Below are 22,925 nucleotides of genomic sequence, written 5' to 3'. Positions count from 1 at the left end.
GCGGGCGCCCGCGTGCTGCCGGTGCCGATGATGAACATCATCAACGGCGGCGAACATGCCGACAACCCGATCGACATCCAGGAATTCATGATCATGCCGGTGGCGGCGGAGAACATCCGCGAAGCCGTGCGCATGGGCTCGGAAGTGTTCCACACGCTGAAGAAGGAGCTGTCCTCGGCGGGTCTGGCGACGGGCGTCGGCGACGAGGGCGGCTTCGCCCCGAACCTCAGCAGCACCCGCGATGCGCTGGACTTCATCCTCAAGGCCATCGAGAAGGCCGGCTACCAGCCCGGCGACGACATCATGCTGGCGCTGGACTGCGCCTCGACCGAATATTTCAAGGGCGGCAAATACGAGATGGCCGGCGAGGGCAAGTCGCTGAGCCCGGCCGAGAACGTCGCCTACCTGGAAGCACTGTGCAACGACTACCCGATCCTGTCGATCGAGGACGGCTGCGCCGAGGACGACTGGGACGGCTGGAAACTGCTGACCGACACGCTGGGCGGCCGCGTACAACTGGTCGGCGACGACCTGTTCGTGACCAACCCGGCACGTCTGGCCGAGGGCATCGCCAAGGGCTGCGGCAACTCGCTCCTGGTCAAGGTGAACCAGATCGGCACCCTGACCGAGACGCTGGACGCGGTGCGCATGGCCGACCGCGCACGCTATACCTCGGTGATGTCGCACCGCTCGGGCGAGACCGAGGACGCCACCATCGCCGACCTGGCCGTGGCGACCAATTGCGGCCAGATCAAGACCGGCAGCCTCGCGCGCTCGGACCGGCTGGCGAAATACAACCAGCTCATCCGCATCGAGGAAATGCTCGGCGCCACCGCCGAATATGCCGGGAAATCCATCCTGCGCGGCTGAACCGGACGAGATCGGAACGCTGAAGGGCGGCCCCGGTGGCCGCCCTTTTCATATCCACCAGCGATGCGTCAGGGCAAAAGAGCCAAGCGCAAGCCGGCGGCGGAACTCCGAAGGCGCGGCACCGGCCAGTGCCTCGATCCCCCGCGGCGCGGCCTGCAAGGCGGCCCGCACGCCGGCGCCCGGGAACAGCACCGGCGCCAGCCGGCGCGGCACATGGCGACGCTGCGCCTTGGCCTCGGCGAGTTTCGCCCGGGCATGGCCGGCGATCTGCGCCAGCGCCCCGGGCGCGGCATCCCAAAGCCCCAGTCCCAACCCCTGCAAGGCCGGCAATGCGGCCAGCCAATGCGCCAGCCCCACCCCCTCGGCCTGCGCGGCGATGACGCTCGCAACCTCCGTGTTTTTCCGTTTTCCAAATACCCCGCGGGGGTCCGGGGGCGCGAAGCCCCCGGTGGCGCCATCCAGGGCCTCGGCCGCGAACTGCGCCAGCGGCACCGCCGTATCCCGCACATAGGCGACCACCGCATCCGGCCCGTCCAGCGGCGCGCGCGCCGCATCCCGGCGGCGGGCTTCGGCCAGGACCGCGAAACCGGCGGCGCGCGGACCCCAGGCTTCGGCCAGGGGCGTCAGCAGCTCATGCGATTGCGGCTTGCCCGCGCCGATATCCTCCAGCCGTTCGATCCACCATTGCAACCGCATCTCGGCGATCAGCGGCTCGGTCGAGGCCAGGGGCGCTCGCGCAAGCTCCAGGTTCAGCGCATAGAGCGTCATGAGCTTCGCCCGCGCCTCGGCCGGCGCCAGCAGGCAGATGCCGAAGCGGTCGGGATCGTGGTCGCGCAGCGCGTCGGCGCAATCCTCAAGGCTCATGCCGGCACCACCCCGTCGCGGATCAGCTTCCAGCGGATCGCCTCGACCAGCGCCTCGAAGCTGGCATCGACGATGTTGGGCGAGACGCCGACGGTGGACCAGCGATGGCCATGGCCGTCGGCGCTGTCGATGATGACCCGGGTCGTCGCCTCGACCCCTTCGCCGATGATGCGGACGCGGAAATCGACCAGATGCATGTCGTCGATGGCGGCCTGATAGGGGCCCAGATCCTTGGCCAGCGCCCGCCACAGCGCGTTGACGGGGCCGCGATCATGCCCCTGCTCGTCCAGGCTTTCGCTGACCGAAAGCATGCGCTCGCCGCCGATCTGCACCACCACCACGGCCTCCGAGACCGAGATGCGCTTTCCCAGCGCATTCTTGCGCCGCTCGACGGTGACGCGATAGCGCTCGACGGTGAAGTAGTGCTGCATCCGGCCCAGCTCGGCCAAGGCCAGCAGCTCGAAGCTGGCCTGCGCGCCGTCATAGGCATAGCCCGCATCCTCGCGCGCCTTGACCAGGTCGAGGATGCGCGCCAGGGCCGGATCGTCGCGGCCGACCTCGATCCCCGCCCCGGCAAGGCGGGCGCGCAGGTTCGACTGCCCGGCCTGGTTGGACATCGGGATGATGCGCTCATTGCCCACCGTGGCCGGGTCGACATGCTCGTAGGTCGCGGGGTTCTTCAGGATGGCGCTGGCATGCAGCCCGGCCTTGTGGGCAAAGGCCGAGGCGCCGACATAGGGCGCGGCGCGGGTCGGCGCGCGGTTCAGGATCTCGTCCAGCCGGCGCGAGATGCGCGTAAGACCGGCCAGCCCTTCGGGGGCGACGCCGGTGGCAAGCGCCGAGCGATAGGGCTCCTTCAGCAGCAGGGTCGGGATGATGCTGGTCAGGCTGGCATTGCCGCAGCGCTCGCCCAGCCCGTTCAGCGTGCCCTGCACCTGCCGCGCGCCGGCATCGACGGCAGCCAGCGTGCAGGCCACCGCATTGCCGGTGTCGTCATGGCAATGGATGCCCAGCCGCTCGCCCGGAATGCCGCCGGCGATCACCGAGCGGGTCACCTGACCCACCCGCTCGGGCAGGGTGCCGCCGTTGGTGTCGCACAGCACGATCCAGCGCGCGCCGGCCTCCAGCGCGGCATGCAGGCAGGCCAGCGCATAATCGGGATCGTCGGCATGGCCGTCGAAGAAATGCTCGGCATCGAACAGCGCCTCGCGCCCCGAAGCCACCAGATGCGCGACCGAGGCGCGGATATTGTCGAGGTTTTCCTCCAGCGAGATCCCCAACGCCTCACGGACATGGAAGGGATGCGTCTTGCCGACCAGACAGACGGCGCGGGTGCCTGCATTCATCACCGCCGCCAGCACGTCGTCGTTATCGGCCGAGCGCCCGGCGCGCTTGGTCATGCCGAAGGCGGTCATGGTGGCGCGGGTCGCGGGCGCCTGGGCAAAGAAGTCGCTGTCGGTCGGGTTGGCGCCGGGCCAGCCGCCCTCGATGTAATCCACGCCCAGCCGGTCCAGCATCTGCGCGATCTCTGCCTTCTCGGCGGCGGAGAACTGCACGCCCTGGGTCTGCTGTCCGTCGCGGAGCGTGGTGTCGTAGAGGTAAAGGCGCTGGCGCGTCATCGGGGTGGCCCCTTCGGCTGGCTGGTGTTCGGTTATTCGGGCAGTTTCGCGGCGTCGAAATCCGGGCCGGGCAGAAGCTCGACCCCGGCGGCGCTCATGCGGACCTCGACCCCCGCATCCAGAAGACGCTGCTTGAGCGCATCCACGGCCGAGAAATCCTTGCTGGCCTTGGCATCGGCGCGCAGCGCGGCCATGCGTTCGGTCAGCGCCGACAGGTCGGGGCCTTCGGCGATCCAGCCGCCCAGATCCTCGGTCAGCAGCCCCAGCATCCGGGCGCCGGCCAAAAGGCCGGGACCGTCGCCCTGCCCCGCCATCTCGTGCAAGGCCGCGATCGCCCCCGCGGTATTGAGGTCGTCGGCAAGCGCCGCGACGACGGCGGGGGCCGGGCCTGGCGCGGGCTCGACGCCGGCGACAAGGCCGCGCCAGCGGCGCAGCACGGCTTCGGCCTCGCGCGCCTTTTCGGCCGTCCAGTCCATCGGCTTGCGGTAATGCGTCGACAGCAGCACGAAGCGGATCACCTCGCCCGGGATACCCTGGTCCAACAGATCGCGGACGGTGAAGAAATTGCCCAGGCTCTTGGACATCTTCCTGCCCTCGACCTGCAGCATCTCGTTATGCAGCCAGACGCGGGCGAAATCCCCGTGCGGATGGGCGCAGCAGCTTTGCGCGATCTCGTTCTCGTGATGCGGGAATTGCAGGTCGATCCCGCCGGCATGGATGTCGAAGCTTTCGCCCAGCAGTTCATAGGACATGGCCGAGCATTCGATATGCCAGCCCGGACGGCCCCGACCCCAGGGACTGTCCCAGCCGGGCAGCTCGTCGTCCGACGGCTTCCACAGCACGAAGTCCATCGGGTCTTCCTTGAAGGGCGCGACCTCGACCCGGGCGCCGGCGATCATGTCGTCCACCGAACGCCCCGAGAGCTTGCCGTAATCGGCGTAGGAGCGCACGCGGAACAGCACATGGCCATCCCGGGCATAGGCGTGGCCGCCGGCGATCAGCGTCTCGATCATGGCGATCATCTCGCCGATGTAATCCGTGGCGCGCGGCTCGTGATCGGGCCGCTCGGCCCCCAGCGCATCCATGTCGGCATGATACCAGCCGATGGTCTCATGCGTGCGCTCGCGGATCAGCTCTTCCAGCGTGCCGGGGGTGCCGGCCTCCTTGCGGGCCAGGGCGGTGGCGTTGATCTTGTCGTCCACGTCGGTGAAGTTGCGCACATAGGTGACGTGATCCGCGCCCAGCAGATGGCGCAGCAGCCGCACCAGCACGTCGATCACCACCACGGGACGGGCATTGCCCAGATGCGCCCGGTCATAGACCGTCGGCCCGCAAAGGTAGAGCCGCACATTCTGCGGGTCGATGGGCCGGAAAACCTCTTTCCGGCGCGTCCTGGTATTCGTCAGCCTGATCTCGACCATGACTTCCCCTTTGCGGGCGTCGTCAGGTCACCATGAACCGCCCGCCTGAATTTTCAGCCGGTAATGATGCAGCGGATGGTGGCGGTTCCTGCCTTCATGCGCCCGCCTTAACGCATTGTCTTGCCTATGCCAAGAGAGGCTGCAAAACTCCGCCCATGAGCCGCGAACTGGTCAACGAGATCTGCGCCGCACAGCCCGGGGCCGAGTGGTCGGATCCCTGGGGCGGCGGCCATGATTGCTGGAAGATCGGCGGCAAGACCTTTGCCGTCACGGGCGCCGTCGGCACGCATGTCTCGGTCAAGACCGACAGCGTCGAGATGGCCGAATTCCTGATCGAGACCGGCGTGGCCGAACGCGCGGCCTATCTGCATCGCAGCTGGGTCGCGCTGCCGCTCGATTCGGCACCGGACGAACTGGCGCATCGCATCCGCCATTCCTATCGCCTGGTGCGCGGCGCCCTGCCGAAGAAGGTGCAGGCCACCCTGCCGTCCTTGTGACGAAAATGGCCGGCCCCCGAAGGAGCCGGCCAGAGGCGAAGGGCCGAGCGACTGGCCCCGCGCCAGGAACGATCAGCAAAGCGTCAGGCCGGAACCTGCGAGGCGAGCTGTTGCAGCAAGCCTTCCATCTGCTTGCAGAGCGCCTCTTCGGTGGTGTTCTGCTCGGTCGCGGCATCGGCCAGCGTGCGCTCGACGCCCATGGCCGAGACGGTGCCTTCCTTGCCCTTGGCTTCGGCGGCATCGCCCATGGCGGTATCGCCCGCCGGGATCATCGCCAGAAGCTTGGTCTGGATCTCGACCGCCGTGCCGTCGATATGGCCCTGTTCCTGGCAATAGGCCAGGACGCCCAACTGGTTGCGCGCGCTTTCATAGGCGGCGCCATTGTCCTGCGCCGGCACCGCGGCAGGCGCCTCGGTCGTCGCCGGCGGGGCGGCGGGGTCGGCCGGCGCCGTCTCTTGCGCCAGGGCCAGGCCCGCGGTCAGGCCAAGGGCCAGGGTGGGCAGAATTGCGAAACGTGCGATCATCTCGATCTCCGTCTGTTGCGTTGTGCCGGGACTGTGGCACGCCCCAGCCGGGGCCGCAAACAGGGTCGGCGGAATGCCGCGGTCGCTTTCGCACCGGATCAGCGGAAAAGCACCAGCGACCCCGGAGACCAACTCACATTCGCGCGGGTGCCGACATCCTGCACCTCGCGGCCGAAGACGTTGCGCATGGCGATGCGGACCGGGCGCGCCTGGCCGTCGAAGCCAGCCGAGCCGTCCAGCCGCACGTCGTAATAGGTCATGTCGCCGTAATAGACGACCTCGTCGACCACCCCTTCGGTGACCCGGTTCGCACCCTGCGCGCCGGATGCCACCAGCGAGACCGCCTCGGGTCGGAAGCCGACCGTCGGCCCCAGGTCGCCGGGATCGGCGCGGCTGACATTGGCCATGGGAATGTCGACGCGGCCCAGCCCCGGCGCCTCGATCTGCACCGCCCCGCCCGTCTCGCCCAGCACGCGGGCGGGCAGGAAGTTCATCACACCGATGAAATTCGCCACCCGGCGGCTGGTCGGGCGGGCATAAAGCGCTTCGGGCCCGTCGAGCTGGGCGATCTGGCCCTCGAACATCACCGCGATGCGGTCGGACATGACCAGCGCCTCTTCCTGGTCATGCGTGACCAGCACGAAGGTGATGCCGACCTGGCGCTGCAGCTTGATCAGCTCCACCTGCATCTGCTCGCGCATCTTGCGGTCCAGCGCCGAAAGCGGCTCGTCCAGCAGCAGCACCTTGGGCTTGAGGATCAGCGCGCGGGCCAGGGCCACCCGCTGGCGCTGCCCACCGGAAAGCGCATGGCTGGCGCGGGTGCCATAGCCCTTCAGCCCGACCATCTCCAGCGCCTCCTCGACCGCCGCCGCCTTCTCGACGCGCGAGCGCGGATCGCGGCGCAGGCCGAAGCCGACATTCTCGGCCACCGACAGATGCGGGAAGATGGCATAGGACTGGAACACCATGTTGGTAGGCCGCCGGTTCGCCGGCACCCGCTCCATGTCCTTGCCGTCGATCAGGACGGCGCCCGAGGAGATGTCCTCGAACCCGGCGATCGTGCGCAGGAGCGTGGTCTTGCCGCAGCCCGAGGGCCCAAGCAGCGAAAAGAACTCGCCGGCCCGGATGGTCAGGTCGATGCCGCGCAGCGCGTGATAGTCGCCGTAATGCTTTTGCACCTCGCGGCATTCGATCATCGGGCGCGCATCGGCCAGCCGGTCGAAACGGGTCTCGGTCAAAGGAAGCCTCCGGTATTCTTGGCGCCGGTCTTGGCGATGCCGCGACGGCGGAAATATTCGGCGATGGTCAGCAGCAGGATCGACATGATCACCAGCACCGTCCCCAGCGCCATGATCATCGGGATCTGCTTGGGAAAGCGCAGCTGGCTGAAGATATAGGTGGGCAGCGTCGGCTCGTTCCCCGCAAGGAAGAAGGCGATGATGAATTCGTCCAGGCTGATGGTAAAGCTCATCAGCAGGGACGAGATGATGCCCGGCATGACCAGAGGCAGGATCACCAGCCGGAAGGCGCTGATCCGCGTCTCGCCCAGGTCGTAGGCCGCCTCTTCCAGCGAACGGTCCAGCGAGTTGAAGGCGGTGGACAGGATCACCGTCGCATAGGGCATGCAGATCAGCGTATGGCCCAGGATCACCGTCAGGATGCTGAGCTTGACCCCCAGCGACAGGAGCACCACCAGAAGCGAGATCGAGACGATGATCTCGGGCAGCACCAGCGGCAGCATGATCAGGCCCATGATCGGGCCCTTGCCCGGAAACTCGAACCGGGTCGAGGCGCGCGCGGCGAAGATGCCGAGGCAGGTCGCCAGGATCGAGGCGCTGACGGCGATGGTCAGCGAATTGGTCAGCGCCCGGCGCAGCGAGGCATTGCCCCACATCTGGCCGAACCATTCCGTCGTGAAGCTTTTCAGCGGAAAGGCGATGATCGTGCCCGAGTTGAAGGCAAAGATCGGCAAGAGCAGGATCGGTGCATAAAGGAACAGCAGATAGACCAGCGCATAGGCGCGCAGCCCCCGCCCCTTCATTGCCGCACCCTCAGGAAGCGGCGGTTCAGCGCGATGAAGACCAGGCTGATGACCGCGACGATCAGCATGGCCGTCACCGCCAGCGCCGAGCCCATCGGCCGGTTGTCGAGGTCCAGCATCTGCGCCTGGATCATGTTGGCGATCATCGGGATCTTGCCGCCGCCGATCAGCGCCGGCGTGACATAGTCGCCGATGGTCGGGATGAACACGATCAGCGCCGCCGCCACGACGCCCGGCATGGCGAGCGGCAGGGTGACGCGCCAGAAGGTCATGGCCCGGCTTTCGCCCAGGTCGCGCCCGGCCTCCAGCAGCGAGCGGTCGATCTTTTCCAGCGCGATGAAGATCGGCAGGATGGCAAAGGGCGCATAGGCATGGGCCAGCGTGATGACCATCGAGTTCACGTTGTAGAGGATGAAGGTCAGCGGCTGCTCGATGATGCCCAGCGTCTTGAGCCCCGAATTGATCACGCCGTTATAGCCCAGGATCACCTTCCACAGGAAAACCCGGATCAGGTAGCTGGTCCAGAACGGGATGGTGATCAGGAACAGCCACATGGCCTTTTTCTGCGGCGAGACCGCGAAGGACAGGAAATAGGCCACCGGAAAGGCCAGCACCACGGTCGCCAGCGTCACCAGCGCCGCCACGACAAGCGAGCGCAGCATGATGCGGTGAAAGATCGGATCGGCCCAGACCGCGCGATAGTTTTCCAGCGTGAATTCGCGGATCACCGTCAGATAGCCGTCCTTGAAAAAGGAATAGGCCAGGATGGTCAGCAGCGGCGCGGCCAGCACCAGCACCGCATAGCCCAAGGGCGGCGCGATCAGGGTCAGGCCCTGGGCCGTCTGAGATCGGTTTCCTGACGCCATGCCCCGCCCTGTGAATCCCTGTCGCTCGGTGTCGCAGGTTTCCATATCCGCGCCGCGAGGAAAAGGGTTTTCCTGCGGCGTGGTTGACCGGCCTCACGCCGCCTGGAAATGCGCCGCCACCTCGCGCCGATGCGGGTGGGTGCGGTGCTCGACCAGATAGATGCCCTGCCAGGTGCCCAGTTCCATCCGGCCGCGCGCGACCGGGATTTGCAGGCTGACCGGCAGGATCGCGGCCTTGAGATGGGCGGGCATGTCGTCCGGCCCCTCGGCACGATGCGTCAGGTAGCCCATCGACGGATGATCGGCCGGCGGCGCGATACGGTCGAGCCAGGCCAGCAGGTCGCGCTGCACGTCGGGATCGGCATTCTCCTGCACCAGCAGCGAGCAGGAGGTGTGGCGCACGAACAGCGCCACCACCCCATCCACGGCACCGATGCCGCGCAGCCAGGCGACGACCTGATCGGTGAAGTCGTGGCAGGCCGGGCCGCGGGTCTGGATGGTGAAGCGGGTGGCGCTCATTCCGCCGCCTCACCCGGGGCTTCCAGCACGGCGCCGCCGTCATGGTCCAGCGCGATGCGCTTTTGCGTGCGCGCGCCCAGATCGCGCAGCATCTCGGCCTGGCGGATGACGTTGCCGGGGCCGCGGGTCAGCCGGTCCATGGCGGTGGCATGGCTTTTCTGCGCCCGGTCGAGCGCCGCACCGACATCCTCGACGGCCGAGACGAAACCGTGCAGCTTGTCGTAAAGCTGGCCGGCACGGGCGGCGATCTGCATGGCGTTCGATTCGCGCCGCTCGACCGTCCAGATGTGATCGACCGTGCGCAGGGTCAGCATCAGCGTGGTCGGCGTCGCCAGCCCGACCCGGTTCTCCATGGCGAACCGCGCCAGATCGGGATCGACGCGCAGCGCCTCGGAAAAGGCGCCTTCGACGGGGATGAACATCAGCACATAATCGACCGAGCTTTCGTCGATCGCCTGATAACCCTTGGCGGCAAGCCCGGCGACATGGGCACGGACCGAGGCGACATGGCGGCGCAGCGCGGCGTCGCGGGTGGGCAGATCCTCGGCATTCACCGCCTCCTCATAGGCATTCAGCGAGACCTTGCTGTCGATCACCAAAAGCTTCTTCTGCGGCATCTTCACGATCACGTCGGGCCGCCACAGCTTGCCGTCGCCGTCGCGATGGCTCGATTGCGTGTCGTAATGCGTGCCGGCGATCAGGCCGGAATCCTCGAGGATGCGCTCCAGGATCATCTCGCCCCAGGCGCCGCGCTTCTGGCTGTCGCCCTTGAGCGCGCGGGTCAGCGCCACCGCCTCGCGCGAGATGTCCTCGGAACGCTTGTGCAGATATTCGATCTGCTCGCGCAGCCTCGCGCGTTCCTCGTCCGTGGCCTTGTTGCGGGCCTGCAACTCGGTCTGGAAGCGGTGGACCTGGTCGCGAAAGGGCGTCAGCAGCGCCGAAAGCTGCTCGCCATGCACCTTCTGCATCTCGCCGCCCTGCGATTTCAGCGTCTCGCTGGCCAGCAGGCGAAACTGGCCGGTCATCTCCTCGCGCAGCTCGCGCAGGGTGGCGATGTCGCGCTCGGCCGCCTCGCGGTCCTTTTGCGCGGCAAGCCGGGTCTCGGCCAGATCGCGCTCCAGCCGCGAGACCTGCTGGCGTTCGCGATGCAGTGCATCGGTCAGCCCGTCGCGCTCCTCGATCAGTTCCTGCAGGCGCTGGGTCAGCGATTCCGCCCGGGTCTCCAGCCGGCTCACGGCCAGAAGCTGATCGCGCAGGGCAGCCGATTCGGCGTCGCATCGCGCCTGCAACTCTCCCTCGCGCCGCCGGGCCTGCGCATCGGCCGCCTCTGCCGAACGCCGCGTTCGCCACAGCGCAACAAGGCAGAACGCCAAGACCGCCAGTGCCGCGACCAGCAACAGTCGCAGATTGCCTGCATCCGCCAGCCATGCCTGCATTTTCTCTGCCTCGCCCATCGGCCCTTGCGCCTTTTCCGGTCCACGGTCATACGCCGCTTGGCCGTCACTGTTCACCTTTTTCCCCCAGAATGCAAGCGCGGCTCCCCTTTCCTTGGCCGGATCGCACCCCTAGCCTGTCGCGGAAAACCGCAAGAGGAGATCAGGCATGGTCAAGACCGTCGCCGTCATGGTGGGATCGCTCCGCAAGGATTCGCTCAATCACAAGCTGATGAAGGTATTGCAGAAACTGGCCGAGGGCCGGCTGGAATTCCACCTGCTGCATATCGGCGACCTGCCGCATTACAACGACGACCTTTGGGCCGATGCCCCCGAATCGGTGCTGCGGCTCAAGGACCGGATCGAGCATTCCGACGCGGTTCTGGCGATCACGCCGGAATACAACCGCAGCTATCCGGGCATGATCAAGAACGCCATCGACTGGGCCACCCGGCCCTATGGCCAGAACTCGTGGAAGGGCAAGCCGGCCGCCGTCATCGGCACATCGCCGGGCGTGATCGGTGCGGCGCTGGCGCAGGCGCGACTCAAGAACGACCTGCTCCATGTCGGCACGGTGATGATGAGCATGCCCGAAGCCTATATCCAGTGGCACGCCGAAGCCTATGCCGCCGATGGCAGCGTCACCGACGAAAAGACCGCGAAGTTCCTGCAAGGCTTCGTCGACGCCTTCGTGGACTGGATCGAGAAACACGGCTGATCCCGGCCGCAGAATGACAAAGGCCGCGCCCGGAAGCGCGGCCTTTTTTGGTCGATCCGGCGGTTACTGGTCCAAGAAGGACCGCAGCTTGCGCGACCGGCTGGGATGCTTGAGCTTGCGCAGCGCCTTGGCCTCGATCTGGCGGATGCGCTCGCGCGTCACGCTGAACTGCTGGCCGACCTCTTCCAGAGTGTGGTCGGTGTTCATGCCGATGCCGAAGCGCATGCGCAGCACCCGCTCCTCGCGCGGGGTCAGGCTGGCCAGGACGCGCGTGGTGGTCTCCTTCAGGTTTTCCTGAATGGCGCTGTCCAGCGGCAGGACGGCGTTCTTGTCCTCGATGAAATCGCCAAGCTGGCTGTCCTCTTCGTCCCCGATGGGGGTTTCGAGGCTGATCGGCTCCTTGGCGATCTTCATCACCTTGCGGACCTTTTCCAGCGGCATCTGCAGCTTTTCGGCCAGTTCCTCGGGCGTCGGCTCGCGGCCGATCTCGTGCAGCATCTGGCGGCCGGTGCGCACCAGCTTGTTGATCGTCTCGATCATGTGGACCGGGATGCGGATGGTGCGGGCCTGGTCGGCGATCGAGCGCGTGATCGCCTGCCGGATCCACCAGGTCGCATAGGTCGAGAACTTGTAGCCGCGCCGATACTCGAACTTGTCCACGGCCTTCATCAGGCCGATATTGCCTTCCTGAATGAGATCAAGGAATTGCAGGCCCCTGTTCGTGTATTTCTTGGCGATCGAGATCACCAGCCGCAGGTTCGCCTCGACCATTTCCTTCTTGGCCTGGCGCGATTCCTTTTCGCCGCGCTGGACCTGGCTGACGATGCGGCGGAATTCCTCGATATCGACGCCGACATGCTGGCCGACCATGGCCATCTCGGCGCGCAGGTTCTCCACCTGGGGGCGGGATTTCTCGAACAGCGCCTGCCAGCCGCGGCCCTTGTTCTGCATCATGCGCTCGACCCAGGTCGGGTCGAGTTCGCTGCCGCGATAGGCGTCGATGAATTCGCGCCGGTTGATGCGCGCGGCGTCGGCCAGCTTCACCACGTTCGAATCGATGGTGACGATACGGCGGTTGATGCCATAGATCTGGTCGACCAGCGCCTCGATGCGGTTGTTGTGCAGGTGCAGTTCGTTCACCAGCGCGACGATATGCGAGCGCAGCACCTGATAGGCGCTTTCCTGCGCGGCCGAGAAGGTGCCGTCCTCGTTCAGCGTCGCCGACATGCGGTTGTCCTGCATGTGCGACAGCTCTTCATAGCCCCGTGCGATGGCCTCCAGCGTCTCCAGCACCTTGGGCTTGAGCGAGGCTTCCATGGCGGCCAGCGACAGGTTCTGGCCGTCGTCGTCCTCCTCGTCCTCCTCGCGGCCCATCGGGTTGCCGTCGGCGTCGAATTCCTCCTCCTCGCGCGCGGTGCCGGCGGCGCCGGCGGTATTCGCGGCCGGGCGGGTCTCGGTCGGCAGCACCTCCTCTTCCTCGCCGTCCTCGTCCATCGCGCGGCCGAAGGTGGTCTCGAGGTCGATCACGTCGCGCAGCAGGATGTCCTCGTCCAGAAGCTCCTGGCGCCACATGGTGATGGCCTTGAAGGTCAGGGGGCTTTCGCAAAGCCCGGCAATCATGGTGTTGCGGCCGGCCTCGATGCGCTTGGCGATGGCGATCTCGCCCTCGCGGCTCAGCAGCTCGACCGAGCCCATCTCGCGCAGATACATGCGCACCGGGTCGTCGGTGCGGTCCAGCTTTTCCGTTTCGGTGGTGGCGACGGTCAGCTCGCGCGAGGTCGAAGCCGTGGTCGCCAGTTCGCCGCCCGGTTCGGCCTCATCGGCCTCCTCGTCGCTCTCGACCACGCGGATGTCCATTTCCGACAGCATGGACATGACGTCCTCGATCTGGTCGGAACTGACCTGTTCGGGCGGCAGGACGGCATTGAGCTGGTCATAGGTGATGAAGCCACGCTCGCGCCCTTCGGCGATCATGCGCTTGACTGCGGCCTGCGACATGTCCAGCGAAGGGTCGTCGTCCTTGGGGTCGGGCTTCTGGTCGTCGTCGTTGGCTGCCATGCTGGCTCCCTTGAAGCGGTGATTCGCGAATCGGCGAATCGGGATCGGCTATCGGCCGCTTCTAGCGCGAATCGCCGGCGATTCAAAGCCTGCGACCCGGCTGCGGCCAAGGTGATTCGGCGCGGGTGATTCGCGCATCCTTCAGCGGCGCGGCTTGCGCCAGATCTCGTTCTTCAGCGCCGCCTCCAGGATGGCCCGATAGGCGTCGCTGTCCTCGCCCAGGTCCGACAGGTCGGCCAGCGAGGGATGGTCGGCCTGTTGCCGGGCACGGGCGGATTGCGCCATGCGCCAGGTCAGGCCCTCGTCGGCCAGCCCCTCGATCTCGGCCTCGGCTCGGGCGATTTCCTCGCGCGCGGAGCGGCGGGACTCGATCCGGTCCAGGGCGTTGGCAAGGATGTCCGCGGCGGCATCGCCGTCATGCGGGCGCAGGATGGCCGGGGCCGCCCTCACATGGGGGTCGGACATGATGCTTTCAAGGGCGCGCTGCCCGGCCTGCGACTGCGTGCCCGACAGGAGGTCGTGGATCAGCGCCGCACGGTCCGCGTCCTGCGGCTCCAGCCGTTCCAGCCGCGATTCGACCGGGGCGATCAGCCCGGGATGGGTGGCGCAGATCGCCAGCACCATGGCCTCGACCAGCGTCTCGGCCTCGTGCTCGCCCGCACCGGGCGAAGAAAGCCGCGAGGCCCGGGTCGGCGCCACCGGCGCCACCGGCTGGAAGCGGGCGCCACCGCCCTGCCATTCGCGTCCCTTCCAGTCGCGGGCGGGTCGCGCGGCCGCGGGCGCATCGCTGCGGCGCCGGTTGCCGAACAGCTCCCATTTCAGGTTGCGCAGCACGGCATGGTAATGGTCGCGGGTGTCCTTGTCGGGGATCTTCGCCACCGCCTCGCCAAGCGCCTTGTCCAGCGCAGCGCGACGCTCGGGGCTGTCGAAGACACGCCCCTCGGTCTCGCGCCGCCACAAGAGATCGACCAGCGGCCGCGCCTCGTCCAGCACCGCCGCCATCGCCCCGGCGCCCCGGGCGCGGATCAGGTCGTCCGGGTCCTGCCCCTGCGGAAGGAAGGCAAAGCGCAGCGCCTGCCCCGGCCCGGTCATCGGCAGCGCCAGGTCGATCAGCCGCATCGCGGCACGCAGCCCCGCCTCGTCGCCATCCAGCGCGATCACCGGCTCGGGCGAGATGCGCCACATCAGCCGCAGCTGGTCCTCGGTGATGGCGGTGCCGAGGGGGGCCACCGCGCCTTCGAAGCCGGCGCGGACCAGCGCGATCACGTCCATATAGCCCTCGGCCACGACCAGCGGCCTGCCCTTGGCGACCGCCGCCCGCGCCGGGCCGATGTTGTAGAGGTTGCGGCCCTTGTCGAAAAGCGGCGTCTCGGGACTGTTGAGGTATTTCGCCCGTGCGTTCGGGTCCATCGCCCGGCCGCCGAAGGCAATGCAGCGCCCGCGCCCGTCGCGGATCGGAAACGTGATGCGGCCGCGGAAACGGTCGAAGGGCGCGCCGCCATCCTCGGGCTTGGCCGCCAGCCCGGCCTCGACGATCAGCTGCTCGGCGATGCCCTTGGCGCGCAGGGCGTTGAACAGGCCCTGGCGCTGGTCGGGGGCGAAGCCGATGCCGAAGCGTTCGCAGGCGGCATCGTCCAGCCCGCGCCGCGCCAGATAGGCCCGCGCGGCCTCCGCCACGCCCATGCCCAGTTGCATGCGGAACCAGCGCACCGCCTGCTCCATGACATCGACCAGTTCGGTGCGATGGTCGGCGCGCTGCACCTGGCGCGGGTCGCGTTCCGGCATCGGCAGGCCCGCCTCGGCGGCCAGCAGTTCGACGGCCTCGATGAAGCCCAGCCCCTCGGCCTCGCGCAGGAAGGTCAGCGCATCGCCTTTCGCATGGCAGCCGAAGCAGTAGTAAAAGCCCTTCTGGTCGTCGACATGGAAGGAGGGGGTCTTTTCGCCGTGGAAGGGGCAAGGCGCCCACCAGTCGCCCTTGGCCTGATTCGAGCGGCGCAGATCCCAGACCACCTTGCGCCCGATCACGCGCGACAAAGGCACGCGGGCACGGATCTCGTCAAGGAATTGCGGCGGCAGGCTCATGCCGCCTTATATCGGATCACGCCGGCCGGTTGCAAAGGGTCATGCGCCGACCGCGCCGCGCACCAGCTCCCAATAGACCTCGACCACCCGTTCCTGGTCCAGGCGCCCGCCCTCGCGATACCAGTTGGTGACGCCGGTCAGCATGGCGATCAGCGCCATGGTGGCCAGCCGCGTGTCGGGCACCGTCATCGTGCCCTCGGCCTCGCCGGCGATCAGGATCACCTCCAGCGCGTCCTCGTAGCGGCGGCGCAGGGCGGCGATCCGGCTGCGGTTGTCCGGCGTCAGGTTGCGCAGTTCCATATAGGACAGGAACACCGCCTCGGGGCGCTCCAGGCTGGTCTGGATGTGAAAGCGCAGGAACGCCTCCAGCCGGTCGAGCGCCGGGCGGGCGGGATCGTCGCGCCAGGCGGCCAGCAGCTCCTCCATATGCACCCGCAGCAGGTCGGCCAGCAGCGCCTGCTTGTCGGGCGTATAGGCGTAGAGCGCGCCGACCTGCACGCCCACCTCGGCCGCGATCTGCCGCATCGAAACCGCCGCATAGCCCTGGCGCGCGAACAGCTTGCGCGCCGTGTCGCGGATCAGCGGTCCGGTGATCTCTGCCCTTGAGCCCTGGGTTCTTGCCATGCCGCCTTCTAGGCGGCGAGCCGCGGCAAGGTAAAGAGCGCATCTTGCCCCCGCCGCCGCCCTGGGCCTATGGTCCGGCGCATGAGGACATTGGGGAACGGCATGGGGCGGATCTGGAGCGCGCTGGCGCTGGCAAGCCTGGCCGCATGCGGCGACACGGCGGGCGACTATCCGGCGCTGATGCCGACCGACCGATTGCTGGCCGAGCCCGCCCTGCCCGGCCATGCCGCCGATGCCGCCCGCGACCCGGCGGCGGTCGGCGGCGCGCTGGATGCCCGCGGGCGGTCCCTTGCCGGCCGCTCCGGCACGGGGCCGGCGGCGCATGACGCCGAATTGCAGCGCCGCGCCGATGCCCTGCGCGCCCGGGCCCGCGCGCTTTCGCAGCAATCCCTGGCCGAGGACTGCCCCGAAGGCAGCACCGACTGCCCGCCGAACTGACCCGCCGAACCGAGGAGAACACCATGCCGGTCATCACCTGCATCGACGACCTGAAGGCGATCTATCGCAGGCGCGTGCCGCGCATGTTCTACGACTACGCCGAAAGCGGCAGCTATACCGAGGGCACCTTCCGCGAGAACTGCACCGATTTCCAGCGCATCAAGCTGCGCCAGCGCGTCGCGGTGGACATGACGGGGCGCACCACCGAAAGCACGATGATCGGGCAAAAGGTCGCAATGCCGGTGGCGCTGGCCCCGGTCGGCATGACCGGCATGCAATGCGCCGATGGCGAGATCAAGGCGGCGCGCGCCGCGAAGGCCTTTGGCGTGCCCTTCACCCTTTCGACCATGTCGATCTGCTCGATCGAGGACGTGGCCGAGGCGGTCCAGGCGCCCTTCTGGTTCCAGCTCTACGTCATGCGCGACCAGGAATTCCTGGAGGCGATCATCGAGCGGGCCAGGCGCGCCAATTGCTCGGCGCTGGTGCTGACGCTGGACCTGCAGATCCTGGGCCAGCGCCACAAGGATCTGAAGAACGGGCTGTCGGCGCCGCCGCGGCTGACCCTGCCGGTGCTGCTGGACCTGGCGACGAAATGGCGCTGGGGCATCGAGATGCTGCGCACGAAGCGCCGCTTCTTCGGCAATATCGTCGGCCATGCCAAGGGGGTGGGCGACCCCTCGTCGCTGATCGCCTGGACGGCCGAGCAGTTCGACCCGCAGCTCGACTGGGGCAAGATCGCCCGCATCCGCGACCTCTGGGGCGGCAAGCTGATCCTCAAGGGCATCAACGATCCCGAGGATGCCCGCATGGCCGCGGATTTCGGTGCCGATGCGATCATCGTCAGCAACCATGGCGGCCGGCAACTGGACGGCGCGGTCAGTTCGATCCGCATGCTGCCCGAGATCGTCAAGGCGGTGGGCGACCGGGTCGAGATCCATCTCGACAGCGGCATCCGCTCGGGCCAGGACGTCTTGAAGGCGCTGGCCATGGGCGCCCATGCCACCCATATCGGCCGAGCCTTCATCTATGGGCTGGGCGCCATGGGCGAGGCCGGCGTGACTCGCGCGCTGGAGGTGATCCAGAAGGAGCTGGACATCACCATGGCGCTGTGCGGCGAGCGCGACGTGAAGGCCCTGGGGCGGCACAACCTGCTGATCCCGCCGGATTTCCTGCAAGCCTGGGCCTGATTCCCGCCAGGGCGCGGCGGCCACGCCACCTAGCGATAGGCGCGCTTGCTGCGCAACGAGGGCAGCAGGCGCGGCAGCAGCCGTTGGAACGCGGCGGCGATCAGCACCGGCACCGTCACGCCGACCAGCACATAGACAAACAGGCTCTTGGCGCCGAAATGGCGAACGACGAAGATCAGGAAGATGTGCAGGAAATAGATGCTCGCCGACCACAGGCTCAGGCTGACCGGCGCCTCGGGCAGTTCCAGCCGCAGGAAGGCCATGAACAGCAGGACGGCGGCGGGATAGGACAGGAACGGCAGTTCGGGCATGCTGAGGATCGACACGCCATAGGCCTGCATGGACATATAGGCCTCGACCAGCCGCAGCGCGAAGAGCCCGGCGATGACCAGCCACAGCGTCCTGGCGGAGGGCAGCGCATCCAGCCCCCGGTCGCGGACAAGCCCAGCCAGCGCGTAGCCGAAGGCAAAGAAGGGAAAGATCACCGTCGCGCCGTTCCTCGAAACGTCGAGGGGCAGGCTCGGCTCATGCAGGAAGGCCCAGAAGGCCAGCCCCGTGCCGAGCAGGGCACAGACCAGCGCCGCGCCCAGCAGCGGCGCAAGACCCGTCCGCGTCCGCCTGCCCAGCCAAAGGAACGCGATCAGCAGCCCGGCGGCCAGGATCAGCCCGGCGACATACCAAAGATGCATCGTGCCCAGCAGCAGCACCTGCAGCGCGTCGGCCGCCGTGGTGTCGCGATTGACCCAGATCGGCGCGTAAAAGCCGATCCAGAACAGATAGAGCAGGATCAGCCCGCCCAGCCACCTGCCGGCCTTGCCGCGCGAATAGGTGACGAAGAAGCAATAGCCCGACAGGGTCGAGAATGTGGGCACCAGGCTGCGCAAGACGCCATTGCCCAGCATGTAGCTCCAGGGAACCAGCTGATTCTGTATGAGGATGGAATGGGCCAGCACGACGCCGATCGCCAGCAGAACCTTCAGGTAGTCCAGTGAATGTATGCGGTGCAACTCGAAAAACCCCGGCACGACTTGAATTGCTTTGCTGCGTCTGCGTGCTTCTGGCAAGGGTTTTCGCATCGTAGGCCGGGCTTTTTTCACTTCACATCATCCCGGCACCGCGCTATAGGCCCGACTTCGGCCATGCACCCTTGGAGGATGGCCGCCATTTTGTAGCACAAGGAAACCAACCATGGCCAAAGAGATCCCTGATCTGGTGGCCGAGGCACGCGCGGGGACAGGCAAGGGGGCCGCCCGCCAAGCTCGCCGCGAAGGCAAGGTGCCCGGCATCGTTTATGGCGACGGCAAAGAGCCGCAGCCGATCCAAATCGAATTCAACTCGCTGCTGACCAAGCTGCGCGCCGGCCGCTTCATGTCCACGCTGTGGAACCTGAAGGTCGAGGGCCAGGACGACGTGCGCGTCGTCTGCCGCGGCGTCCAGCGCGATGTGGTCAAGGACCTGCCGACGCATATCGACTTCATGCGCCTGCACCGCAACACGCGGGTGAACCTGTTCATCCACGTGAACTTCGAGAACCAGGACGAAGCCCCCGGCCTGAAGCGCGGCGGCACGCTGGTCGTGGTGCGCCCCGAGGTCGAGTTGGTCGTGACCGCCTCGGACATCCCCGAGCAGATCACCGTCGACCTGACCGGCAAGCAGATCGGCGACACCATCCACATTAACGACGTGGTGCTGCCGAAGGGCGTGAAGCCGACCATCGACCGCAACTTCGTCATCGCCAATATCGCCGCGCCTTCGGGCCTGCGTTCGGCCGATAACGAAGAGGCTGCTGCCGAAAGCGAAGCCACCGAAGCCTGATCGCGGGCCAGAGGCTGAACGGAATCGGGCGGCACCCCTTGCGGGCGCCGCCCTTTCTCTTGCCGCCATGGCCCGCGATTGCTAGGAGATCGCGCCTGACGCGAAGGGAAAAAGCATGGAACCGATCCATATCATCGGCGCGGGTCTTGCCGGATCCGAGGCCGCCTGGCAGATCGCCCGCGCCGGCGTGCCGGTGGTGCTGCACGAGATGCGGCCACAGGTCGCCACCTTCGCCCATCGCACCGGCGATTGCGCCGAGATGGTCTGCTCGAACAGCTTCCGCTCGGACGACGACCGCATGAATGCCGTGGGGCAGCTGCATTGGGAGATGCGGGCGGCGGGCGGGCTGATCATGGCCATGGCCGACCGCCATCGCCTGCCCGCCGGCGGCGCGCTGGCGGTCGACCGCGACGCCTTCTCGCAGGCCGTGACCCAGGCGCTGCAAGCCGAACCGCTGGTCAGCTTCCAGCCAGGCGAGATCAGCGACCTGCCCTCCGAAGGGCACTGGATCGTCGCCACCGGGCCGCTGACCTCCGAGGCGCTCGGGAGGTCGATCCGCAGCCTGACCGGCGAGGGCTCGCTCGCCTTCTTCGACGCCATCGCCCCCATCGTCCACGCCGAAAGCATCGACATGTCGATCTGCTGGCGCCAAAGCCGCTACGACAAGGGCGAGACCGAGGAAGAGCGCACCGCCTATATCAACTGCCCGATGACCCGCGAGGATTACGAGGGCTTCATCGACGCCCTGCTCGCCGCCGACAAGACCGAGTTCCACGAGGGCGAGACCGCCGGCTATTTCGACGGCTGCCTGCCGATCGAGGTCATGGCCGAACGCGGCCGCGAGACGCTGCGCCACGGGCCGATGAAACCCGTGGGCCTGACCAACGCCCATAACCCGGCCGAAAAGCCCTATGCCGTGGTGCAGCTGCGTCGCGACAATGCGCTGGGGACGCTCTACAATATCGTCGGCTTCCAGACCAAGATGAAATATGGTGCGCAAGTGGATGTTTTCCGGCGCATTCCCGGCCTGCAGGATGCCAGTTTCGCCCGGCTCGGCGGCATCCACCGCAATACGTTCCTGAATTCGCCGCGGCTGATCGACGACCGGCTGCGGTTGCGCGCACGGCCGCATCTGCGCTTTGCCGGCCAGGTGACCGGGGTCGAAGGCTATGTCGAATCCGCGGCCATGGGCCTGCTCGCCGGGCGCATGGCCGCAGCCGAGGCGCTGGGGCGCGACCTGCCCCCACCGCCCGCCACCACCTCGATGGGCGCGCTGGTCAGCCACATCACCGGCGGCGCCGACGCGAAGACCTTCCAGCCGATGAACGTGAATTTCGGCCTCTACCCGCCTCTGGACGCGATGCGCGGCGGCCGCAAGGGGCGCAAGGACCGCTACCCGGCCTATACGGACCGAGCGAAAGCCGATTTTCAGCAATGGGTTGCGGGGGAAAGTTGAACCGGACCCGGTTTGCCCCCTCGCCGACCGGCCCCCTGCATCTGGGCCATGCCTTCGCGGCCCTGACCGCGGCACGCCTTGCCGATCCCGGCCAGTTCCTGCTGCGCATCGAGGATATCGACCAAAGCCGCTGCCGCCCGGAATACGAGGCGCTGATCGCCCAGGACCTGCGCTGGCTGGGCCTCGACTGGCCGCAGCCGGTCATGCGCCAGTCCGAACGCCTGCCCGCCTATCAAGCGGCCCTCGACCGGCTCGCGGCGCTTGGCCTGACCTATCCCTGCCGCTGCCGCCGCGCCGATATTCGTGCCGCGCTTTCCGCCCCGCAAGAAGGCGCGGCGCCAGTGATCGGCCCGGACGGCCCGGTCTATCCAGGCACCTGCCGCCATCGCCGCATGGCGGATGCCGGGCCGGATGACGCCATCCGCCTGAATGCCGCGCGGGCGCTGAACCATCTCGGGCTCGACGAGGTCGCATTTCATGACGAAAACGTAACCCCCGGCCTGCCGCATCGACTTTCGGCACGGGATTTCGTCGCTGGCGTCGGCGATATCGTGCTGGCGCGGCGCGGCATGGGCACCAGCTATCACCTCTCGGTGGTGGTGGACGATGCCGACCAAGGCATCACCCTGGTCACACGTGGAAAAGATCTTCTGGATTCAACATGGATCCATATCATTCTTCAGAAACTGCTGGAACTTCCGGTGCCGCGCTATCACCATCACCGCCTGATCCGGGACGAGCATGGCAAGCGCCTTGCCAAGCGCGACGACGCCCGGGCGCTGAGGCTTTTCCGCGACGAAGGTGCCAGCGCCGCAGAAATCCGTCAGGCACTGGGGTTCTGAGGCGCCATGATGACGACCTCTTGCCCCTCGCGAATAGCGGTATAGAAACAGCTGCGCCGGTTGGTGTGGCAGGCCGGCCCGGTCTGGTCCACCAGCAGCAGCAGACAGTCGCGGTCGCAATCCACCCGCAACTCGACCAACTTCTGGACATGGCCCGAACTTTCGCCCTTGACCCAGAAACCCTGGCGCGAGCGCGACCAGTAGGTAACCCGCCCGCTATCCAGCGTCTGCCGCACGGCTTCGGCATTCATCCAGGCCATCATCAGCACCTCGCCGCTCTGATGATCCTGCGCGATCGCGGGAATCAGGCCGTTCGCGTCATATTTCAGGCTTGCGGTGTCGAACATCGGCTTTCCTTTCGGGCTTGCCGCACCTATCTAGACCCGACGGCAGCAAGGGAAAAGACCATGTCCGACAGCGACCTGATGCAGCTTTATTCGCGGCGCATCCTGGCGCTGGCCTCGGACATCCCGCATCTGGGCAAGCTTGATCATGCGACGGGCAGCGCGCATCGCCGCTCGCCGCAATGCGGCTCCTCGGTCACGGCGCATGTGGCGATGCGGGACGGCCATATCGCGGATTTCGCGCAAGAGGTGCGGGCCTGCGCCCTGGGCCAGGCCTCGGCCGGAGTGCTGGGCCGCACCGCGCTTGGCCGCTCGCGCGACGAGATCGCAAAGGCCCGCGACGAATTGCAGGCCATGCTGAAATCGGACGGCCCCGCCCCGACCGCGCCTTTCGACGAACTGGAAGCTCTGCTGCCTGCCCGCGAGTTCCCCAACCGCCATGCCTCGATCCTGCTGGCTTGGGAGGCGCTGCTGGGCGCGATCGACGCCTCGCCGACCTGATCGCTTCTCTGTTCTCCAAATACTCCCCCGCCGGAGGCGCCTGCCGGCGCAACCGGCACACGCGCCCGGACAAAGAAAAGCCGGCCCAAACGGGCCGGCAGTTGCGCGCATGATCGTCCGGGGGAAGGTTCCGGCCCCAGGCGAAGGGCCGTCGATTGCGCGGGGCAGTGAGGGGTCAGGCTGCCAGGATAGACGGCAGCGAAAAC

The 22,925-nt window shown here is 67.3% G+C and carries 23 protein-coding genes; 9 read left to right on the top strand and 14 right to left on the bottom strand.

What is annotated here, in order from left to right; all coding sequences use genetic code 11:
* On the top strand, positions 1–870 hold an 870-nt coding region (eno, locus tag BLT64_RS12735; RefSeq protein ID WP_074810496.1), incomplete at its 5' end, for a phosphopyruvate hydratase.
* A 48-nt stretch (positions 871–918) separates the two neighbouring features.
* Here eno and BLT64_RS12730 read toward each other — a convergent pair.
* The 3 genes from BLT64_RS12730 to cysS are packed head-to-tail and all read right to left on the bottom strand — an operon-like array spanning position 919 to position 4,774.
* The gene (locus tag BLT64_RS12730) at positions 919–1,734 is read right to left on the bottom strand and encodes a squalene/phytoene synthase family protein (protein WP_011750295.1); all 816 of its coding nucleotides are present in this window, start codon (positions 1,732–1,734) and stop codon (positions 919–921) included.
* A complete protein-coding gene (cimA, locus tag BLT64_RS12725) occupies positions 1,731–3,353 on the bottom strand; it encodes a citramalate synthase (RefSeq protein WP_011750296.1) in 1,623 nt (540 codons plus the stop codon). The genes BLT64_RS12730 and cimA overlap by 4 nt, the downstream gene beginning before the upstream one ends.
* 32 nt (positions 3,354–3,385) lie before the next feature.
* Positions 3,386–4,774 carry a cysteine--tRNA ligase gene (gene cysS, locus BLT64_RS12720; protein WP_011750297.1) on the bottom strand — a complete coding sequence of 463 codons (1,389 nt, stop codon included), beginning with the start codon at positions 4,772–4,774 and terminating at the stop codon, positions 3,386–3,388.
* A gap of 155 nt (positions 4,775–4,929) precedes the next feature.
* Between cysS and BLT64_RS12715 the strand changes: the two genes are divergently transcribed.
* Positions 4,930–5,271: an MmcQ/YjbR family DNA-binding protein gene (locus BLT64_RS12715; RefSeq protein ID WP_011750298.1), complete on the top strand. Its 342-nt coding sequence runs from the start codon at positions 4,930–4,932 to the stop codon at positions 5,269–5,271.
* Positions 5,272–5,354: 83 nt separating this feature from the next.
* Here BLT64_RS12715 and BLT64_RS12710 read toward each other — a convergent pair whose 3' ends face one another.
* The 6 genes from BLT64_RS12710 to BLT64_RS12685 all read right to left on the bottom strand — a co-directional run bounded on the left by BLT64_RS12710 (position 5,355) and on the right by BLT64_RS12685 (position 10,675).
* A complete protein-coding gene (locus BLT64_RS12710; RefSeq protein WP_011750299.1) occupies positions 5,355–5,795 on the bottom strand; it encodes a pore-forming ESAT-6 family protein in 441 nt (146 codons plus the stop codon).
* A gap of 98 nt (positions 5,796–5,893) precedes the next feature.
* Positions 5,894–6,991 carry an ABC transporter ATP-binding protein gene (locus BLT64_RS12705; RefSeq protein ID WP_041530647.1) on the bottom strand — a complete coding sequence of 366 codons (1,098 nt, stop codon included), beginning with the start codon at positions 6,989–6,991 and terminating at the stop codon, positions 5,894–5,896.
* Positions 6,992–7,029: 38 nt separating this feature from the next.
* Positions 7,030–7,836, bottom strand: a complete 807-nt coding sequence (locus tag BLT64_RS12700) for an ABC transporter permease (protein ID WP_011750301.1) — start codon at positions 7,834–7,836, stop codon at positions 7,030–7,032.
* Entirely contained in the window at positions 7,833–8,702 is an 870-nt protein-coding gene (locus BLT64_RS12695; RefSeq protein WP_011750302.1) for an ABC transporter permease, read from the bottom strand. The genes BLT64_RS12700 and BLT64_RS12695 overlap by 4 nt, the downstream gene beginning before the upstream one ends.
* 93 nt (positions 8,703–8,795) lie before the next feature.
* Complete coding sequence (locus tag BLT64_RS12690) at positions 8,796–9,221, bottom strand: secondary thiamine-phosphate synthase enzyme YjbQ (RefSeq protein ID WP_011750303.1); 426 nt, start codon at positions 9,219–9,221, stop codon at positions 8,796–8,798.
* Positions 9,218–10,675, bottom strand: coding sequence for a DNA recombination protein RmuC (locus tag BLT64_RS12685; RefSeq protein WP_041530443.1), 1,458 nt, complete (start codon positions 10,673–10,675; stop codon positions 9,218–9,220). The genes BLT64_RS12690 and BLT64_RS12685 overlap by 4 nt, the downstream gene beginning before the upstream one ends.
* A gap of 148 nt (positions 10,676–10,823) precedes the next feature.
* Between BLT64_RS12685 and BLT64_RS12680 the strand changes: the two genes are divergently transcribed.
* Positions 10,824–11,372, top strand: coding sequence for an NADPH-dependent FMN reductase (locus BLT64_RS12680; protein ID WP_011750305.1), 549 nt, complete (start codon positions 10,824–10,826; stop codon positions 11,370–11,372).
* A 63-nt stretch (positions 11,373–11,435) separates the two neighbouring features.
* On the opposite strand, the gene rpoD is transcribed toward BLT64_RS12680, so the two are convergent.
* The 3 genes from rpoD to BLT64_RS12665 form a co-directional block, all read right to left on the bottom strand.
* Positions 11,436–13,430 carry an RNA polymerase sigma factor RpoD gene (gene rpoD, locus BLT64_RS12675; RefSeq protein WP_011750306.1) on the bottom strand — a complete coding sequence of 665 codons (1,995 nt, stop codon included), beginning with the start codon at positions 13,428–13,430 and terminating at the stop codon, positions 11,436–11,438.
* A 141-nt stretch (positions 13,431–13,571) separates the two neighbouring features.
* Positions 13,572–15,512 carry a DNA primase gene (gene dnaG / locus BLT64_RS12670; RefSeq protein WP_011750307.1) on the bottom strand — a complete coding sequence of 647 codons (1,941 nt, stop codon included), beginning with the start codon at positions 15,510–15,512 and terminating at the stop codon, positions 13,572–13,574.
* Positions 15,513–15,551: 39 nt separating this feature from the next.
* Positions 15,552–16,136 carry a TetR/AcrR family transcriptional regulator gene (locus tag BLT64_RS12665; RefSeq protein ID WP_011750308.1) on the bottom strand — a complete coding sequence of 195 codons (585 nt, stop codon included), beginning with the start codon at positions 16,134–16,136 and terminating at the stop codon, positions 15,552–15,554.
* 81 nt (positions 16,137–16,217) lie between these two features.
* Here BLT64_RS12665 and BLT64_RS12660 point away from each other — a divergent pair, with 81 nt between their 5' ends.
* Together BLT64_RS12660 and BLT64_RS12655 are read left to right on the top strand one after the other, a co-directional pair.
* On the top strand, positions 16,218–16,574 hold the full coding sequence (locus BLT64_RS12660) for a hypothetical protein (protein WP_230999824.1): 357 nt from the start codon (positions 16,218–16,220) through the stop codon (positions 16,572–16,574).
* Between the two features lie 23 nt (positions 16,575–16,597).
* Positions 16,598–17,761 carry an alpha-hydroxy acid oxidase gene (locus tag BLT64_RS12655; protein WP_011750309.1) on the top strand — a complete coding sequence of 388 codons (1,164 nt, stop codon included), beginning with the start codon at positions 16,598–16,600 and terminating at the stop codon, positions 17,759–17,761.
* A 29-nt stretch (positions 17,762–17,790) separates the two neighbouring features.
* Here BLT64_RS12655 and BLT64_RS12650 read toward each other — a convergent pair whose 3' ends face one another.
* A complete protein-coding gene (locus tag BLT64_RS12650) occupies positions 17,791–18,786 on the bottom strand; it encodes an acyltransferase family protein (RefSeq protein ID WP_041530445.1) in 996 nt (331 codons plus the stop codon).
* 163 nt (positions 18,787–18,949) lie between these two features.
* Between BLT64_RS12650 and BLT64_RS12645 the strand changes: the two genes are divergently transcribed.
* The 3 genes from BLT64_RS12645 to gluQRS all read left to right on the top strand — a co-directional run bounded on the left by BLT64_RS12645 (position 18,950) and on the right by gluQRS (position 21,874).
* Positions 18,950–19,576, top strand: coding sequence for a 50S ribosomal protein L25/general stress protein Ctc (locus BLT64_RS12645; protein WP_011750311.1), 627 nt, complete (start codon positions 18,950–18,952; stop codon positions 19,574–19,576).
* 115 nt (positions 19,577–19,691) lie between these two features.
* Positions 19,692–21,032, top strand: a complete 1,341-nt coding sequence (trmFO, locus tag BLT64_RS12640; RefSeq protein ID WP_011750312.1) for a methylenetetrahydrofolate--tRNA-(uracil(54)-C(5))-methyltransferase (FADH(2)-oxidizing) TrmFO — start codon at positions 19,692–19,694, stop codon at positions 21,030–21,032.
* Positions 21,029–21,874, top strand: coding sequence for a tRNA glutamyl-Q(34) synthetase GluQRS (gluQRS, locus tag BLT64_RS12635; RefSeq protein ID WP_011750313.1), 846 nt, complete (start codon positions 21,029–21,031; stop codon positions 21,872–21,874). Before trmFO ends, gluQRS begins: the two co-directional genes overlap by 4 nt.
* Here the strand turns inward: gluQRS and hisI are convergent.
* Complete coding sequence (gene hisI / locus BLT64_RS12630; protein ID WP_011750314.1) at positions 21,856–22,221, bottom strand: phosphoribosyl-AMP cyclohydrolase; 366 nt, start codon at positions 22,219–22,221, stop codon at positions 21,856–21,858. The two genes, gluQRS and hisI, sit on opposite strands and share 19 nt — an antisense overlap.
* 60 nt (positions 22,222–22,281) lie before the next feature.
* On the opposite strand from hisI, the gene BLT64_RS12625 reads away from it, so the two are divergent.
* Entirely contained in the window at positions 22,282–22,719 is a 438-nt protein-coding gene (locus BLT64_RS12625; protein WP_011750315.1) for an iron-sulfur cluster assembly scaffold protein, read from the top strand.
* Positions 22,720–22,925: the final 206 nt, after the last annotated feature.

The organism is Paracoccus denitrificans (genome assembly GCF_900100045.1).
In the GTDB taxonomy this organism is placed as follows: domain Bacteria; phylum Pseudomonadota; class Alphaproteobacteria; order Rhodobacterales; family Rhodobacteraceae; genus Paracoccus; species Paracoccus denitrificans.
This window is presented reverse-complemented; position numbering and strand designations above follow the sequence as displayed.